Genomic DNA, 15376 nt, shown 5'->3' on the forward strand with positions numbered 1-15376 from the left:
AATTAATCCGTTGTACACGGAGGGCGAGTTCTAGCTCTTTAGTACCGACTAGGCCCTGCGCTAAAATAAATTCTGCTTTCACTTGCTCTATGGTAAACATGGTCCTCCCCGGTCTTGCCCCTATCCTAAGTTGTGTCTTCTTCACCTTCGACCGTGGAACTACCCAACCCGCTTAGCCTACTTCCAGTCGGCTCAAGACCACCTCAGCAAAGAGCGGCAAATCTTCTTGCGCCCCCTCCTGGAAGAGTTTGACAACTTTGCCAATCGGATTGAGGACCAAGCCTTCCGCCCAAGTCGGAGCGGGGGCGGGGGCGGGCCGCTCGCGCCAACTAAACCAACGGTTGCGGGGAGGATTGAGGCGTGGACAGACTTGGAGGGCCAATCCTCCCACCTGTTCACTATGGACCCAGCGTCCGTAGAGTTGGGGGTGACTGATGAGGACTTCACCAACGAAACAACCCAGGGCAAAAAGAGAGTTGATGGGCTCATAGGTGTGTTCACTTAGTAGCTGGTCCGGCAGATAGGGAGCCCGGAGTTGTTCGAGGACCAATTGATTGATCCAATTCAAGGTTTCGAGTTGGGTCGGGTACAGGGTGCGGTGAAAGTGATCCTGAATCCAACGTTGGCACTGACGGGCTAAATAGGTCGGGCGGTCCAGGTCTACAGTTTCTTCAAAGTCAAATCGGATCTCCAGCAGCGCGTCACATTCTAAGGCCCCCCGGAAACTGTCCTCAAAAATATAGGCTAGGGCCGGGGGTAAAGGATGGGCAGTAAAAAATTGAAAAACCAAGCGGGGTCCTTGGGTCGCCTGACGCAGGCTCAAGAGACTATTGAGGACATCTACAACTAGAGCTTCTTGCCAGGGGTCCGTCACCACCGTAAATAGATAGAGGCAGTTGGAGCCATTGAGGGTGAAAAGCCGGACCTGTTCGCGGCAAGGCAACTGGACCGTAATTTCCTCTAAAGTCTGGGGGTTGAAGCCTTGCTGCTCAAAGCGTTCGAGGACGTAACGATAGCCTTCCTCTAAGCCATCACCCACCGCTAGGCTGACCTCAGGAAACTTCATGATCCCTCGCATAGGACTGACAGCCGACACAGGGTCCATGAGGATGAGGTACACAGCGCAACAGTTCAGAGTGGGCGTTGTAGCGACAGGTGGGGTCGCCGATGGTCCAATGGTCCCCGACTTGGTGACGGTCCCTCAGGTCTACCGCGACTGGGCGCACGAAAAGGGCAACCCGCTGGAGGTGATATTTACCACTCTTGAGGTTGTAGGCGTGACTACGCTCCAGGACTGCCCACAGATGCCCGTCCCATTCCACGTAGGGCGTTGCGCCAATCTCGTCGGGCACCTGCCCTACCCACTCGCGGGTATCACTCCGGTAGAGATGAACGGGTAGCGTCATGGTTCCTTTTTTTAGGTATTGTAGCCCAGGGGATAGAGGGGTTTTAGCGTTCAAAGGTCCGGGTGAGGGCTTCGCCGGACTTGCCGGCGGGTCCGAGAACTTTATCGTTATAGGTGAGGATGACTCCCCCAGCATTCCCTAAGCGGACCTTTAAACTTTTCTGGGCCTGCCATTTACGGGTATCACCCTTAGTGAGAGTTCCCTCGAACTGGGTCTTGCCATCGACAACCACCCGCGACCAGGAATTAGCGGTCACGTTCATCGCAAGGTTGAGCGGGCCGTCGGCGGATTGCGGCGGGGCCGGTGTTGGATTGGCGAGAGGAGCTTTGACGATGGGCGGGCTGGGGACTTCGACAGGTTCGGTAGGTTGCTGGGCGAGGGGCGGGTTGGGCGGAAAGGGGAGAAGCTGGGGCCAGTAGGTATTGAGGGCAGCACTCAGGCCGACTACGACTACGACTACGGCTAAACCGTAACCGCCCCACTGGAGTAAGAGGGATGGCTTGCCTTTGGCCGGCAAAGATTGAGCTTGATTTCTTAGCGGCAACGTGATGTCAGTTTTTTGATGGAGGAACTGGACCACCTGGGGGTCCTCCCCCAAGTTGAGTGCTTGGGCATACTTACGGACAAAGCCACGCACATAGACGGGTTCGGGCAGTTTCTCGACTTGGGCTTGTTCAATGGCAATTAAGTAGTGACCGGGGATGCGGAGTTGTTCACTCAGATCCTCTAGGGCCAGGTTCTGGCGGGTGCGTGCCTGCACGAAGAGCAGACCAATCGCTGCGAGTTGTTCCGGGTTGGGTTTACTACTCATGGGCACGGCGGACGGGGATAGGGGCACCATCTAACTGCTGAACTTCAGCACGAGTGAGTAGGCGGTAGGCTCCGGGGGCGAGAGCACCAAGTTGGACCGGACCAATGGCGGTTCTCGTCAATGATTCTACAGGATATCCCAACTGCTGAGCGATCCGGCGAATTTGTCGGTTACGCCCTTCACGCAGGTGGATCTCCAAGCGGGTCTGGCCCGGTCGGGTACTGAGGACTTGGACGTGGGCGGGGAGGGTCAGTTTGTCCTCTAGCCGGACTCCGTTGCGCCATTGGCTGAGGACGGAAGCGGTGGGGCGGCCCTGGACCCAGACTTGATAAACCTTCCAACATTCATGGCTGGGGTGGGTGAGCTTTTGGGTCAAGGCCCCGTCATTGGTCAAAATCAAGGCCCCACTACTATCTTGGTCCAAACGACCCACCGGATGTACTTTGGCGGGGACCAGGCCCAAGACCGTGGGCCGCCCCCAAGGGTCTTGGCAGGTGGAGATGACCCCCACGGGTTTGTGTAAAAGATAGTAACGCAACTGAAGTATAGGTAAGGGCTGTCCAGCCACATGGACTTCATCTTGGTCCGGGTCTACGGTCGTGCCTAGTTGGGTAATCGTTGCCCCGTTCACCTGGACTTGACCGGCTTGGATCAGGTCTTCGGCGCGACGACGGGAACAGACTCCCCGGCTAGCGAGATACTTTTGGAGGCGGATTGCCGTACCCATAAAAACTCTCGCCGTTGGGTTCTTCATCAAGGTGGACCAATTGACAGTCAAATTCTTCAGCGAGCCGGTGGACTTCGCGCAGGTCCTCTTCAGACCAGATCGTCCAGCTACCCCGTAACTCCTCGCCTACTCGGACCTCGACGCGGTTGCCGATGACACACATGACCCGTTGGCGTTGCTGGACCTGTTGGGCTTTTTGGCGCAGGATGGCGGCTGGGTCCAGACCCAACAGCCGCATGGCAACCAATAAACGCGGCAGGGCCTCGGTGATCTCTTCACGGGAACGAGTTTGATTGCCCCGTAACCAAGCAATCAGCACTTCGGTCACTTCCTCATTGAGCGCCTTGATAGCTTCGAGGGGCGACTTGGCCTGGTAACGCTGGTCTTCGCAGACTCTAACCAACGCTTCTTCTAAATCCATGGCTTTTGGGTTCATGCACGCTGAGTCTAGCAAACTGCTTAGGATTGTTGTGGTTAATTACCGATTTAATGGGCGGCTTCTTCGGGAAAAAGTACATCCAGGATGCTCTTGACCACGCCCGTCAACGGGATCGCGAGGATTACGCCCAACAACCCGCCGACTTTCGCACCCAAGAGGAGGGAACCAAAGATCAAAATGGGGCTGAGTCCCGTGAAATTACCCAGGACCCTGGGCGTAATCACGTTATCTTTAATTTGCTGGACAATGACCGAGGCAATCAGCATATAGAGCGCGAGCAACGGGTCCTGTAGGGCTGCCAAAAAGACGACCGCCGCGATCCCAATCGTTGCCCCAATAAAAGGGATGAGTTCTAATAACCCAATCAGTAAGCCCGATAACACAGGAAACGGCGAACCGAGTAACCAAAAAATTGGGGTCAAGACCACCGCCATAAAGGTACCTAGCAACAGTTGACCCGCAAAAAATACACGCAAATTAAAACTCAAAGCGACGGTGAGGGGGTCGCGCAAGTTCGCCGGGAAAAGTCGCATCAACGTCCGCCAGACCCGTTTGCCATCGAACAACATGTAAAAAGCAATCACCGCCACCAAAATCCCGTCTACCACAATGGTCAGGGTACTCAGAGTAAAGCCAAGCGCACCTTCAGCGACCCCCTGCGCCCGTTGGGTAATCTGGGCGAGGAGTTCGGTTTGCAGTTGGTCTAGATTAAGCCTAATCCCCCGGCGGTCTAGCCACTGGTTAAATCCCTGCATCTGCTGTTGACTGGACTGGATGATCCCCGGTAGCCGTTCAGCCAGTAACTGGACCTGCTCAAAGATGACCGGGCCGATGGTCAAGCCAAACCCGACTAATGCCAGTGCAACCAAGGCATAGACCACTAGCCCCGCCCCGCCCCTAGGCAACCATTTCTGGAGCACGGTGACCGGGTAATCGAGCAAAAAAGCGACAATCCCCGCTAACACAAAGATGACAATGAACTGCCCGAAGTAAGTCAAGGTTGTTAGGAGTGCCCAACCGCTCAGGAACACCAGAAGCGAAGTCACCAGAATTTGCTGTAACGATGTCCCCATTGCCTTGCCCGTGCCACTTTTAGAATAGTCGCCTGAGCAGGAGCATCCCCACATCCTCCTAGGGATTTGCCTTGACGCTACTAGAGTTTTGGGGCAAACTGTCGGTGAGAGTTCTGCCTCGGTGGGGATTGTTACTCACTATTTGGCTCTTTACGATGAGAAGTACATTGTCCCCAGCCGTACCGATGACGCAAATTGAGTTCATTCTCTACCCCGACGGGCGCGTTGAAGAGCGCGTGACGGGTGTATGTGGATCTGACTGTAAAGCTTTGACCCAGGCTGTCGAAGAGAAACTGGGTTCTGTCCAGGCTACCGGACCCACTCAAGAGCAATTCCAGTCAACTCAGATCCAGCAAACCGTCCAGGGCTGGTCTTAAACCCATCTCGCCGAGGAGCATACCGTGTCCCACTTCACCCAACTCAAGACCCAACTCCGTGACCTCGACCACCTAACGCAGGCCCTCGCCGACCTCGACCTCACCCATGAGACTGGGGATGTCACCGTCCGGGGCTACCAGGGCCAGACCCGCACCGCCCAAGTGGTGCTCCGGCAAGCGAACCAACACGATGTCGGGTTTGCTTGGAATGGACGGTTCTACGAGTTGGTCACAGACCTGCAATATTGGCAGCAACCCTGGACGGTCGAACGCTTCTTGGCGAAAGTCCAACAACGCTACGCCTACAACACCGTAGTTAATGAATGTGAAAAGAAGGGCTTCCAAGTCGCCACGGAAGAAGTCAATGCCGATGGCGCGGTGCGTTTGGTTTTGCAACGCTGGGGTAACTGATGTCCACGCTCCGTTCGGGGCTGGAGCCAGAACTCGGCGGGGATTTGCGCCCGGAGGGTGAACGTTCGGGGCTGGAACCGGAACTCGGCGGGGCTTTACGGCAAAAGGGTGTCTATGTAGATGAAGTCACCTGTATTGGTTGCGGGTTGTGTGCTTGGATTGCCCGTGAGACTTTTTATTTAGAGCCGGATTATGGGCGGTCGCGGGTCATTAACCAGCAAGGGGACGGCGCGGAACTGATTAGGGAAGCAATAGATTGTTGTCCAGTGGATTGTATTCACTGGGTAGATTTTAATGAGATCCCGGAACTGGAGCAGGAGCGGGAGTTTCAGGTCCTCAGTCCGCCGGGGATGCCACCGATGCCCCAGAAACAACGCATGCTTAAGCCCGCCACCATGGAACGGATGCGGGCTAAACAACAGCAACGCCGGGGACGTTAGATAAAGGTCAGCACGGTCGTTGTGCCGTCTTTGCTCTCGATGTGGAGGGCTTGGTCTTGGTCATCAATGTTGCGCTGGAAGAGTAAGGCCTGGACTCCGGTGATGGTGTGGGTGAGGTGGCGGTCTTGGTCGCCCTCGGTGCTGTCCTCACCGAGCATGATGGTCAGGCTGGGGCCGTGGGTGCTGTGGGTGTCAAGGTCCACCCCGACTAAGGGCAGGCCCCGCTGTTGTTCTTGATCGCCCTGGTCGTCGTAAATCTCTAGGGTGGTGGCGCGGGTCTCATTGCGGTTGGTGAAGGCATAGAGGAAATCAGCCCACTGGGTTGACTCTACGGTGGTCCGGGCGGCGCGTTCTTGGGTGTTCATGGTTTGGCTCTAGCTACTGTCTGGTTATCCCCCACGGTGGGGCGGAACGTGGCCTGTCATAGGGGAGATCTTGTTTATCTAGGTGGGCTATAGCAATTGGTCATGAGTAATAAGCTTGGTTGAGGGTCTCTTGCCATTCAGCAAGGGGAGTGTCAGAGTGGATGGTGGCTACTTCAGTGGGCATCCATGCAATTAAGCGACCTGACGCACCCCAACCAACTGCGGAATTTGTCTATCGCCCAACTCAAAGACCTAGCTCGCCAATTGCGGGAGAAGCATCTCAAAACCGTGGCAGCAACGGGGAATGGGCATTTAGGTCCCGGTCTCGGGGTAGTGGAATTGACCCTTGCCCTTTACAAAACTTTGGACTTAGACCGCGACAAAGTGCTCTGGGATGTGGGCCACCAAGCCTACGCCCACAAGATGCTCACGGGCCGCTATGAGAACTTCCATACCCTGCGCCAACGTGCTGGCATTGCTGGCTACCTCAAGTTGACGGAGAGCCGCTTTGACCACTGGGGGGCGGGTCATGCCTCCACTAGCATTTCAGCAGCTTTAGGGATGGCCCTAGCTCGCGATTACCAAGGAGATGACCACAAGGTTGTGGCGATTATTGGGGATGGGGCCTTAACCGGGGGGATGGCCCTCGAAGCCCTCAACCACAGTGGACATTTACCCAACACCAATTTATTAGTCGTCCTCAATGACAATGAGATGTCAATCTCGGAGAATGTGGGCGGCCTCAATCAACACCTGAACCAATTGCGTCTATCGCCACCGATGCGCTTCATCACCGAGAATCTAGAAAACCAGATCCGTAACCTGCCCTTAGTCGGCGAGGCGGTGGCCCCGGAGTTCGAGCGGATTAAGGACTCAGTGAAATATTTGACTGTGGCTCGCTCCAAGGCGGGCGTGGTTTTTGAGGAGCTGGGCTTTACCTACTTGGGTCCGGTTTCGGGTCATGACTTCGAGGACCTGTTGAAGTACCTGCACTTGGCCCATTCCCTCAAAGGTCCTGTCTTCCTCCATGTGGTCACGACCAAGGGCAAGGGTTTCACGGCAGCGGAACAGAACCAAGTCTTCTACCATGCTCCGCCTAGTTTCGATTTAAGTACTGGCAAAATTTATCCCGCCACCAAGCCAACCCCGCCCAAGTACCAGGATGTCTTTGCCCAGACCTTGATTCACTTGGCTGAACACAATCCCAAGATTGTCGGGATTACTGCTGCAATGTCCACCGGGACGGGCTTGGATAAATTCCAGGCGCGGTTCCCGGAGCGGTTTGTGGATGTGGGGATTGCCGAACAACACGCCGTGACGATGGCGGCGGGGATGGCGTTGGCGGGAATGCGTCCGGTGGCGGCGATCTATTCCACCTTCCTGCAAAGGGCCTTTGACCAAGTGATCCATGATGTCTGTATCCAGAACTTGCCGGTCTTCTTTTGTCTGGACCGCGCTGGGGTGGTGGGCGAGGATGGACCGACCCACCACGGGGTCTTTGACTATGCTTACTTGCGGCTGATTCCCAACCTAGTCGTGATGGCTCCTAAAGACGAGGCCGAGTTACAGCGGATGATTGTGACGGGTATAGACCACCCCGGTCCGATTGCAGTACGTTATCCACGGGGTTCGGGTTTGGGGGTGCCCCTGTTGGCAGAGGGGATTGAAGCAGTCCCGGTGGGTCAAGCCGAAGTGTTGCGCCGAGGCGGGGATTGGCTCATTCTGGCGATTGGCTCCATGGTCCAGCCCAGTCTTCAAGCCGCCCAGATGCTCCACGAACACGGCCTCAGTTGCACGGTTGTGAATGCGCGTTTCGTCAAACCTCTGGATTTGGAACTCATCTTGCCCTTAGCTCGGACCAGTCGGCTCGGGGTCATCACGGTGGAAGAAGGTTGTCTAAGTGGCGGTTTTGGCTCGGCGGTCCTGGAGGCTCTCAACGACCATGGGGTCCGCGTCCCGGTCTATCGCTTCGGCATCCCCGATCACTTCGTTCACCACGCCAAACGCCCGGAATTACTGGCTGAACTGGGTCTCACCAGCGCAATGATCGCCCAACGTATCCTTGCTGCGATGGAACTAGCCCCTGTCTTAATTCCTGTGGTTGACCGCTAGCTAGCTTGCAATTGCTTACCGAAATCTTGACCAAAGGTCTGGAAGGCCCGGTGGACTAGCCTTAAGGTCAAGGTCGTGTCCAGTCGAAAACTGAGCTTCAGGAGTCCGCCGTAGACTTCGGGGCAATTCTCCTCAAGCAAGTACTCGGCGTAGTCTTCCACTTGGCCTAGGACCCAGGGGCGCGGGAGGGCTTGGACGAGATTTTGGCATTCTGCCGTACTCTCATGGCTCCAACTGCTCAACCAGAGCAATTCTCCGATGAGTTGTTGTTGTTCTTCCCAAGACAGGACAGCACAGACCTTGAGAGCTTCACTACGGGTCGTGGGGTCCTGGAGAGCGATGCGGATGAGTTCGATTAAAGCGGCGGGTTTTGCCAACAGGTGTTTGAGGACCGAGTTGAATTCAATGCGAGCGAGGAGTTGGCGGTGGCTGGGCGTGTCCTCATCAGTTTCGATCGTTGAATAAACTTGGTCTGCGGCTAAGAGTCGTCGCCAAAAATCTTGGTCATCCTCTGAAATCACCATGCTCCGTCCCTCTTTTACACCTGACGCGTGCAATTAAAGCTAATTGTAAAGGTTCAGATACCTCCCTACTTTGGAGGTCACGGAAAGTTCTACGAGACCGGCAAGATTTCCGCAAGGCTTGCAGGCATTCTACAATACCCAACATCCCCAACAGCCTGTGAGGACAGGAACCTTAGGTTCCGCCCTCACGCTCCCGCCGACCCGCGGGGGCCGCGCACGGCCCCCACGTGCAGCTAAAGCTCTGCACGAGAGCGGGTGAGTGACTTACATTTAGTTCAACTCTCAATTGCACCCCGCCCTCTAGCCGACGCTTACGCTTTCTTCCCTCTTCTACCTTGGTCCCCCACCACACCTGTGCCCGGTAGGGTATGGGACGGAGGGGCTTCCATCGGTTAAGTTGAAAGGCAGCGTTTTTACTCTAGCTAGGAATCATCATGCAGCGTTCCTTCTCCTACTTGTTAGCCCTGAGTTTGGGTCTAACCAGCGGCATTTACCTCCCTTTACAGGCACAGCCCCTGATTGCCAGCGTTAAACCCCTTGAGAAAGTCCGCACCGTTGAGGGCATCACGGAATATACGTTGGAGAATGGCCTCAAAGTATTGCTGTTCCCGGATAGTTCTAAGCCGACGGTAACGGTCAACCTTACCTATCTCGTCGGTTCGCGCCATGAGGGTTATGGCGAGACGGGGATGGCCCACCTACTCGAACATTTGCTTTTTAAGGGTACGCCTACTTTTAGCAATGTCCCGCAGGCTTTTCAGGAGCGCGGCGCGGATTTCAATGCCTCGACTTGGTATGACCGCACTAACTACTTTGAAACCATGGCGGCGACGCCTGCTAACCTCGAATTCGCCCTCAAGCTCGAAGCTGACCGGATGGTGAATAGTTTTGTGCGTAAAGCGGATCTGGATTCCGAGATGACCGTGGTCCGTAACGAATTTGAGGCCGGGGAGAACAATCCCCAGAGCATTTTGGAGGAGCGGGTCTTCTCCACCGCCTACCTCTGGCATAGCTATGGACGCTCCACAATTGGGGCCAGAAGTGATATCGAGAATGTGCCGATTAACCGTTTACAGGCTTTTTATAAGAAGTATTACCAGCCTGATAACGCGGTCTTGGTGGTGGCGGGTCAGTTCGATGAAGCTCAGACCAAGCAACTGATTCAGCAATACTTCGGCCCCCTGCCCAAACCCACGCGCACCCTCGACGCGCTCTATACCCAGGAACCCGCCCAGGACGGACAACGGCTGGTCACGCTCCGTCGGGTCGGTCAGATCCAGGCCCTCGGCGCGTTGTACCACACCCCCCAAGCGGCTCACCCCGACACCGCGACGATTCAAGTCCTAGACCACATCCTCACCAATGCGCCCTCGGGCCGTCTTTACAAAGCTTTAGTCGAGACGCAAAAAGCTACCCGTGTCGGCGGCAGTGCCTACCTACTCCATGACCCCGGAGCTTACTATATTTCGGCGGAAGTTCCCAAGGATAAGTCCCTCGCTGAAGCCCAGACCGCCGTGGACCAAGTCATCCAGGACGTAATCGCCAAGGGTGTCACTACCGAGGAGGTCAAACGCGCCCAGGTTTACTTCGACAAGGCTGACAACGACCTGTTGAGCGATAGCCAGGGTCTGGCCCTACAACTGAGCGAATGGGCGGCGATGGGGGATTGGCGGCTCTTCTTTGTCAACCGGGAGCGTGTCGAAAAAGTGACTCCCGCCCAAGTCCAGAAGGTCGCCCAGACCTATTTCACCCCGGTTAACCGCACCCTGGGTCAATACTTCCCGACCACCAAACCCGAGCGCGTCGAGGTCCCCAGTGGGGTGAATGTGGCGACGATTGCCGAGAGCTATGTCCCCCGCAAAGAAGTCGCCAGCGGTGAAGTCTTTGATGTGAGTGCTGAGAACCTGATGCAACGGGCACAGCGGAGTAAGCTCCCCGGCGGCCTCGACCTCACCCTCATCGCCAAAAAGAACCGGGGCGAGACCGTGACCGCCCAAATCGCCCTTTATCTCGGTACCCCGGCAACCTTGGTCAACCAGAAATATCTGAATGGTTACACCGCCAACCTGCTCAACCGGGGCACCACCGCCCTGACCCGCCAACAACTGCGCGACAAACTGGATCTGCTCAAGGCCCAAGTCACCATCGCCGCAGGCCGCGCCAACCAGACCACGATTAGCATTGAGACGATCCGGGCGAACCTCCCCGAGGTGATTGCCCTGGTCGGGACCATGCTCAAAACCCCCCGCTTTGACGCCAAGGAGTTCGCCCAACTGAAGGCCCAAGCGATTGCCGGCTTGGAGAGCCAGAAGACCGAACCCCAACGACTGGCCTTTGACGCGGTGGGCATTCAGACCTATCAACCCCAGACCATCTTCAACCCCGGTACTTTGGATGAACGGTTGGCGGCAGCGAAAAAGCTGGAGCTCAAGGACCTGCAAGCCTTTTACCAGCAGTATTACGGGGCTTCTGCTGGGGCCGTCGCCGTGGTGGGCGACTTCGATCCCGCCGTCATCACCCAGTCCCTTACTAAAGCCGTGGGCAACTGGCAACCCCGGACCCCGGCCCAATTCGTCCCCGCCAGCGTGCAGGACTTAAACCCCGTCCAAGCCGGGTCCAAAGTCATCCCGGTTCCTGATAAACCCAACGCCGTCTTCGTCGCCTTCCAGCCCCTCATCCTCAAGGAGACCGACCCGGACTTCACGGCCTTAGAAGCGGGGGTCTACATCCTCGGCGGCGGTTCCCTCTCATCACGGTTCACCGACCGGGTGCGCCAAAAAGACGGCTTTTCCTACGGGGCGGGGAGCGGGCTTACGGCTGGCGCGCGGGTGGATTTCGCTATCCTCACCAGCTACGCCATCAGCAACAACGAGAACGCCCCCAAAGTCGAAAAAGCCTACCAAGAAGAACTCCAACTGCTCCTTAATAAAGGCATCACCGCCGAGGAACTCAAGCGCACCCAGGACGCTTTGATCCAAGAACAGCGGGTGGAATTGGGTTCAGACGGCAACTTGGTCGCCCGCGCGCTTGGCTTTAGTCTGCGTGGTCAGACCTTCCTAGAGCTACGCGACCGCGAAAACCGCATTCGCAGTCTGACCGTAGACCAAGTGAATGCCGCCCTCAAAAAGTACGTCAAGCCCGATTTAACCCGCGTTATCAAGGCCGGAGACTTGGCGGGGTAATATTGGGAAAAATTGCGAGTCCCCATGGTGATTGAGACCGATGAAGACTACCAGCGTGTCGTCCAGCGCATCAGTGAGTTGACCCTCCAGCCCGCCCTCGACCCGCTCTTGGAATCCGAGCTAGACGACCTGTTAGGAGACCTGTACGAGTTTGAACTCATCAACCAAGTCAACCCGGAGGATATCGAACGCCAACAACTCCTCGCCGGACTTGCCGATGACTAAACCCGTGGATACGGCCTTGGCGCAACTGATTGACGAGTACGGGTTCATGCCCATCCTCAACAGTCTGCGCCGTCTCTGTGAACAGGAAGCTCGGGTCAAACGGGATTTATTTTTCGTCGAGTTCTGGACCTACGCCAGTCAAAACCTTGCCGCCGCCGAACTGCTGCTCCTCAAGCACGTCCAACAGGGCGGTAAGATAGATACGGACTAAGGAGAGCCCGTGGGCCAATTGACCGGAAAAACCGCTCTAATTCTCGGCGTGCTGAATGAATACAGTCTGGCTTGGGCCATTACCGAGGCCCTAGTTAAGGAAGGCTGTGAATGTGGTTTTACTTACCTCCCCGAAGAGCGCATGGAACGCCGGGTCCGCAAGACCGTGGAACCCTTGGCTCCTAAGTTGATTGTCCCCTGTGATGTGCAATCCGACGAGCAGATTGCAGCGGTTTTTGAGCAGGCCCAGGCAGTCTACGGCAGCCTTGATATCGTTATCCATTCAATTGCCTTCGCCCCGCGCCAGACCTTTGAAGAGCCCTTTTCGCAGACCCAGCGGGCTGACTTCCACACTGCCCTGGATATCAGCACTTATTCCTTGATTGCCATCGCCCGCTCGGCCCTGCCCATCATGAATGAGTACGGTTCTCTCTTGACCCTCACCTATGGCGCGAGCCAGACCTGGATTCCCCACTACAACGTCATGGCAGTCGCCAAAGCCGCCCTAGAGTGCAGTGTCCGCTATCTCGCCGCCGAACTAGGCGCGGCCAAAAAAGTCCGGGTCAATGCCATCAGTGCCGGTCCGATTAAAACCATGGCAGCGGCGGGGATTAAGGGTTTCGGCGGGATGATTGAGCGCAATGCAGCCAAGGCTCCCCTCCGCGAAACTGTCGAGGCCGAGGACGTGGGCGCGGCGGCCTTGTACCTCTGCGGCCCCGGTGCGCGTCGTGTCACGGGCGAAATCCTCTATGTGGACAGTGGGTACAATATAGTTGGATGGTAAGTACCGTATAGTGCGGATGTACCCTTTTTGGATACTTCCCCTTACGGTATAGAATGTGCATACGTCTAAAGGTGAAAAAATGTTGCACCGCAAGATTTACCAGTTTTCCCAAGACGGTGGGGAAGTCTGGATTTATTTACGGGACCAGGGACGTTGGCTAGAACGGGCCAAAGTTCTGGACATTGAGGGTGAGCTAGTCACGGTGCGCTACGAAACCGAAGAAGAAGACGAGATTTGCGCCTGGGAAGAAATGATCCGTCTAGACAGCATTGGTTCGATTACCCGCCGTCTCTCCTCTGTCCCCAAGGGACGGATGCACATGGGGGACCTGTTAGTCTCCGAAGACTGCCCCGAAGCCGAACGGATGCCCGAGCGTCGCGGCGAATAATTAGCTAGATAAAAAGCGGTCACGGTGGTTTAACTAACTCCGTGACCGTTCTTTTTTAAGAGGACCCTCCGCCCCATAAATGGGGAGTCAAGGCTAAAAAGGCAAAGAAAAGCCTCCTACTCTTGCCCCTCGGGGGTGTAGGCGTTTTCAGAACCACATCCGACAGACGCGGCCTTGGAGCATTTCACCCCACCAGGGTGTAGCTGGAGAGAGACTGTGGAGGTTTTGGTGGTTGACTTGCCAAGGTTCAGCCGGATTGAAGGCGACCCAGCCCATAGCTCCCGGCGTATCATCGGTTAAGCCTAGAATCCGGCGTGGTCCCGTGCTCAAGGCGGTCCACAGGGTCAGAGCTTCTAAATCGCCCAAGGCCACCAGCCGGGACCATAACAACGACAACGACAACTCCAACATGATGCTCCCCGCTGGCGTTTGGGTGAACGGAAGGGTTTTTTCGGCGTAGGTCCAGGGGGTGTGGTCCGTGGCAATGGCATCCACCGTACCGTCACGCAAGCCCGCCAACAGCGCGGCTCGGTCCAGATTACTCCCCAAGGGCGGGTCGAAACGCAGGTGGGGGTCCAGAGACCAGAGCTCGTCCTCAGTGTGAATTAAGTGGCTCACGGTCACACTGGCAGTCACGGGTAGACCCTCCTGTTTAGCTTGGCGGATGAGGTATACACCCCCCGCTGTCGCTAATCGCATCACATGGACGGGCGTACCCGTCAGTCGGACTAGCGCGAGTAAAGTTTGTAACCCCGAAGTCTCCGCTACCTCTGGAACCCCGGCTAGCCCCAGAGCTAAGGCCGTCGCTCCCTCCCTGGCGACCCCCTGGGTCAACTGGCCTTCGCGGGCATAGACAAAAACCGGACGGGCTAAGGGTTGCACGTATTCTAGGAAGTTGCGTAATTGCCGCCAGTTGCCCACGGGCTGAGCATCGGTAAACCCCACCACCCAGGGGGCCAACTCCCCCGCCTCGACGGTCTGTTCTCCCGCCTGACCCAGGGTCATCGCCGCGAGTAAACCCAGTTGGACTGGGGAAGCCCAGGTATTGTGGAGGGCACGCAGGATATTCACTTGGTCTAAGGCGGGTCGGGTATCAGGTAACAGGGTCAGCCGTTGGTAGCCCCCGGCTTGGGCCGCCGCCGCCAGACTCGCCAGGGTTTCGCGGCGTTCGTGGCCCGGTTCGCCGCTGTGGGCATAGAGGTCTACCAGCCCCGGCCCACTCACCCAGCCCGTGCCATCGGTCACCGTCGTCTCGTGAGGCCCCACCCGTTGTCCAGCCTGTACCCAGACTTCCTCCGGTCCGTCCCAGCCCCGTGTCGGGTCCACCACCCGGCTCCCCGTCAACCCAAAGTCCATCTTTTCCCTAAGACTGGGCCGCAAGCATTGTCCCCCAATTCCTAACCTCTGCCAAGCTTCAGCCTTTTGGACCTGACGGTCTCCGTGCGAAACCTCTACACTCAGAAATAACGTGATCCGACTGTATGATGAACAACGCCAAATCTTATCTGCCAGCCCTAATCCTTGGGGGCATCGTCGTTCTGGTCCTCGGCACGGGCATTTTTTTGGTGACAGCCGGACGGGGGGTGGGACAGTTCTTCTTTGGTAAGAGCTATGCCGAGGGTGAACTGCGCGATTATGTCTCGACGGTCCTCAAAGAAGACGTGCGTGGGGCCAGTTGTCAGGCATTTGACACCGACGATAACGGCTATGTCTCCTGTGACTACACCGTGGCCTCCCAAACCAACATCACGCGCTCCATCGAGTGCGCGGCCTGGAGCGTCGGTGGGTTCTTCAACCGCGGTTGCCGGACCCGTCTACCCAACTTCCAGTCCCAATAGCGCGATAAAATTCTTCACTACTCTGGCTGTGGTGTTTGTGTATTACTGGGGATAGTGGTTGCGT

At 56.6% G+C, this 15376-nt stretch carries 19 protein-coding genes; 10 read left to right on the forward strand and 9 right to left on the reverse strand.

Annotation, left to right across the window (positions count from 1 at the left end):
• Positions 1–172 precede the first annotated feature (172 nt).
• The 6 genes from HFM78_RS06465 to HFM78_RS06490 form a co-directional block, all read right to left on the reverse strand.
• The gene (locus tag HFM78_RS06465) at positions 173–1066 is read right to left on the reverse strand and encodes a hypothetical protein (RefSeq protein WP_287128609.1); all 894 of its coding nucleotides are present in this window, start codon (positions 1064–1066) and stop codon (positions 173–175) included.
• The gene (locus HFM78_RS06470; RefSeq protein WP_287128610.1) at positions 1053–1406 is read right to left on the reverse strand and encodes a DUF6464 family protein; all 354 of its coding nucleotides are present in this window, start codon (positions 1404–1406) and stop codon (positions 1053–1055) included. Before HFM78_RS06470 ends, HFM78_RS06465 begins: the two co-directional genes overlap by 14 nt.
• 43 nt (positions 1407–1449) lie before the next feature.
• Positions 1450–2217, reverse strand: coding sequence for a RodZ domain-containing protein (locus HFM78_RS06475; RefSeq protein WP_287128611.1), 768 nt, complete (start codon positions 2215–2217; stop codon positions 1450–1452).
• Entirely contained in the window at positions 2210–2971 is a 762-nt protein-coding gene (locus HFM78_RS06480; RefSeq protein WP_287128612.1) for a pseudouridine synthase, read from the reverse strand. Before HFM78_RS06480 ends, HFM78_RS06475 begins: the two co-directional genes overlap by 8 nt.
• Entirely contained in the window at positions 2907–3365 is a 459-nt protein-coding gene (locus HFM78_RS06485; protein WP_287128613.1) for a hypothetical protein, read from the reverse strand. Before HFM78_RS06485 ends, HFM78_RS06480 begins: the two co-directional genes overlap by 65 nt.
• Before the next feature lie 65 nt (positions 3366–3430).
• Positions 3431–4456, reverse strand: coding sequence for an AI-2E family transporter (locus tag HFM78_RS06490; protein ID WP_287128614.1), 1026 nt, complete (start codon positions 4454–4456; stop codon positions 3431–3433).
• A 185-nt stretch (positions 4457–4641) separates the two neighbouring features.
• On the opposite strand from HFM78_RS06490, the gene HFM78_RS06495 reads away from it, so the two are divergent.
• From HFM78_RS06495 to HFM78_RS06505, 3 genes are read left to right on the forward strand one after another with little or no spacing between them, the layout of a single operon-like run.
• Positions 4642–4833 (forward strand): DUF2997 domain-containing protein, encoded by a 192-nt coding sequence (locus tag HFM78_RS06495; RefSeq protein WP_287128615.1) that lies wholly within the window; start codon positions 4642–4644, stop codon positions 4831–4833.
• A gap of 24 nt (positions 4834–4857) precedes the next feature.
• The gene (locus HFM78_RS06500; protein ID WP_287128616.1) at positions 4858–5244 is read left to right on the forward strand and encodes a DUF1257 domain-containing protein; all 387 of its coding nucleotides are present in this window, start codon (positions 4858–4860) and stop codon (positions 5242–5244) included.
• A complete protein-coding gene (locus HFM78_RS06505) occupies positions 5244–5684 on the forward strand; it encodes a ferredoxin (RefSeq protein ID WP_287128617.1) in 441 nt (146 codons plus the stop codon). Before HFM78_RS06500 ends, HFM78_RS06505 begins: the two co-directional genes overlap by 1 nt.
• Here the strand turns inward: HFM78_RS06505 and HFM78_RS06510 are convergent.
• On the reverse strand, positions 5681–6049 hold the full coding sequence (locus HFM78_RS06510; protein WP_287128618.1) for a DUF5335 family protein: 369 nt from the start codon (positions 6047–6049) through the stop codon (positions 5681–5683). The genes HFM78_RS06505 and HFM78_RS06510 overlap by 4 nt on opposite strands.
• A gap of 186 nt (positions 6050–6235) precedes the next feature.
• Between HFM78_RS06510 and dxs the strand changes: the two genes are divergently transcribed.
• Positions 6236–8161 (forward strand): 1-deoxy-D-xylulose-5-phosphate synthase, encoded by a 1926-nt coding sequence (gene dxs / locus HFM78_RS06515; protein WP_287128619.1) that lies wholly within the window; start codon positions 6236–6238, stop codon positions 8159–8161.
• Here the strand turns inward: dxs and HFM78_RS06520 are convergent.
• Entirely contained in the window at positions 8158–8685 is a 528-nt protein-coding gene (locus HFM78_RS06520) for a hypothetical protein (protein WP_287128620.1), read from the reverse strand. The genes dxs and HFM78_RS06520 overlap by 4 nt on opposite strands.
• 434 nt (positions 8686–9119) lie before the next feature.
• Between HFM78_RS06520 and HFM78_RS06525 the strand changes: the two genes are divergently transcribed.
• The 5 genes from HFM78_RS06525 (at position 9120) to HFM78_RS06545 (ending at position 13474) form a co-directional block, all read left to right on the forward strand.
• The gene (locus tag HFM78_RS06525) at positions 9120–11867 is read left to right on the forward strand and encodes a pitrilysin family protein (RefSeq protein WP_287128621.1); all 2748 of its coding nucleotides are present in this window, start codon (positions 9120–9122) and stop codon (positions 11865–11867) included.
• Positions 11868–11891: 24 nt separating this feature from the next.
• Positions 11892–12092 (forward strand): hypothetical protein, encoded by a 201-nt coding sequence (locus HFM78_RS06530; protein ID WP_287128622.1) that lies wholly within the window; start codon positions 11892–11894, stop codon positions 12090–12092.
• Positions 12085–12303, forward strand: coding sequence for a hypothetical protein (locus HFM78_RS06535; protein ID WP_287128623.1), 219 nt, complete (start codon positions 12085–12087; stop codon positions 12301–12303). The genes HFM78_RS06530 and HFM78_RS06535 overlap by 8 nt, the downstream gene beginning before the upstream one ends.
• Before the next feature lie 9 nt (positions 12304–12312).
• Positions 12313–13086: an enoyl-ACP reductase gene (locus HFM78_RS06540; protein WP_287128624.1), complete on the forward strand. Its 774-nt coding sequence runs from the start codon at positions 12313–12315 to the stop codon at positions 13084–13086.
• A gap of 79 nt (positions 13087–13165) precedes the next feature.
• A complete protein-coding gene (locus tag HFM78_RS06545) occupies positions 13166–13474 on the forward strand; it encodes a DUF6679 family protein (protein ID WP_287128625.1) in 309 nt (102 codons plus the stop codon).
• 147 nt (positions 13475–13621) lie between these two features.
• On the opposite strand, the gene HFM78_RS06550 is transcribed toward HFM78_RS06545, so the two are convergent.
• The gene (locus HFM78_RS06550; RefSeq protein WP_287128626.1) at positions 13622–14830 is read right to left on the reverse strand and encodes a dihydroorotase; all 1209 of its coding nucleotides are present in this window, start codon (positions 14828–14830) and stop codon (positions 13622–13624) included.
• A 128-nt stretch (positions 14831–14958) separates the two neighbouring features.
• On the opposite strand from HFM78_RS06550, the gene HFM78_RS06555 reads away from it, so the two are divergent.
• Entirely contained in the window at positions 14959–15312 is a 354-nt protein-coding gene (locus HFM78_RS06555; RefSeq protein WP_287128627.1) for a hypothetical protein, read from the forward strand.
• The last annotated feature ends 64 nt before the right edge of the window (positions 15313–15376 follow it).

The organism is Candidatus Cyanaurora vandensis (genome assembly GCF_013285555.1).
GTDB lineage: Bacteria > Cyanobacteriota > Cyanobacteriia > Gloeobacterales > Anthocerotibacteraceae > Cyanaurora > Cyanaurora vandensis.

Excerpts from the sequence above, each read along its gene's own strand:
- HFM78_RS06535 (WP_287128623.1), top strand. The coding sequence starts at position 12,085 with ATGACTAAACCCGTGGATACGGCCTTGGCGCAACTGATTGACGAGTAC.
- HFM78_RS06505 (WP_287128617.1), top strand. The coding sequence starts at position 5,244 with ATGTCCACGCTCCGTTCGGGGCTGGAGCCAGAACTCGGCGGGGATTTG.
- HFM78_RS06485 (WP_287128613.1), bottom strand. The coding sequence starts at position 3,365 with ATGGATTTAGAAGAAGCGTTGGTTAGAGTCTGCGAAGACCAGCGTTAC.
- HFM78_RS06525 (WP_287128621.1), top strand. The coding sequence starts at position 9,120 with ATGCAGCGTTCCTTCTCCTACTTGTTAGCCCTGAGTTTGGGTCTAACC.
- HFM78_RS06480 (WP_287128612.1), bottom strand. The coding sequence starts at position 2,971 with ATGAAGAACCCAACGGCGAGAGTTTTTATGGGTACGGCAATCCGCCTC.
- HFM78_RS06555 (WP_287128627.1), top strand. The coding sequence starts at position 14,959 with ATGAACAACGCCAAATCTTATCTGCCAGCCCTAATCCTTGGGGGCATC.
- HFM78_RS06530 (WP_287128622.1), top strand. The coding sequence starts at position 11,892 with ATGGTGATTGAGACCGATGAAGACTACCAGCGTGTCGTCCAGCGCATC.
- HFM78_RS06495 (WP_287128615.1), top strand. The coding sequence starts at position 4,642 with ATGACGCAAATTGAGTTCATTCTCTACCCCGACGGGCGCGTTGAAGAG.
- HFM78_RS06470 (WP_287128610.1), bottom strand. The coding sequence starts at position 1,406 with ATGACGCTACCCGTTCATCTCTACCGGAGTGATACCCGCGAGTGGGTA.
- HFM78_RS06510 (WP_287128618.1), bottom strand. The coding sequence starts at position 6,049 with ATGAACACCCAAGAACGCGCCGCCCGGACCACCGTAGAGTCAACCCAG.
- HFM78_RS06550 (WP_287128626.1), bottom strand. The coding sequence starts at position 14,830 with ATGGACTTTGGGTTGACGGGGAGCCGGGTGGTGGACCCGACACGGGGC.
- HFM78_RS06545 (WP_287128625.1), top strand. The coding sequence starts at position 13,166 with ATGTTGCACCGCAAGATTTACCAGTTTTCCCAAGACGGTGGGGAAGTC.
- HFM78_RS06520 (WP_287128620.1), bottom strand. The coding sequence starts at position 8,685 with ATGGTGATTTCAGAGGATGACCAAGATTTTTGGCGACGACTCTTAGCC.
- HFM78_RS06465 (WP_287128609.1), bottom strand. The coding sequence starts at position 1,066 with ATGAAGTTTCCTGAGGTCAGCCTAGCGGTGGGTGATGGCTTAGAGGAA.
- dxs (WP_287128619.1), top strand. The coding sequence starts at position 6,236 with ATGCAATTAAGCGACCTGACGCACCCCAACCAACTGCGGAATTTGTCT.
- HFM78_RS06490 (WP_287128614.1), bottom strand. The coding sequence starts at position 4,456 with ATGGGGACATCGTTACAGCAAATTCTGGTGACTTCGCTTCTGGTGTTC.
- HFM78_RS06475 (WP_287128611.1), bottom strand. The coding sequence starts at position 2,217 with ATGAGTAGTAAACCCAACCCGGAACAACTCGCAGCGATTGGTCTGCTC.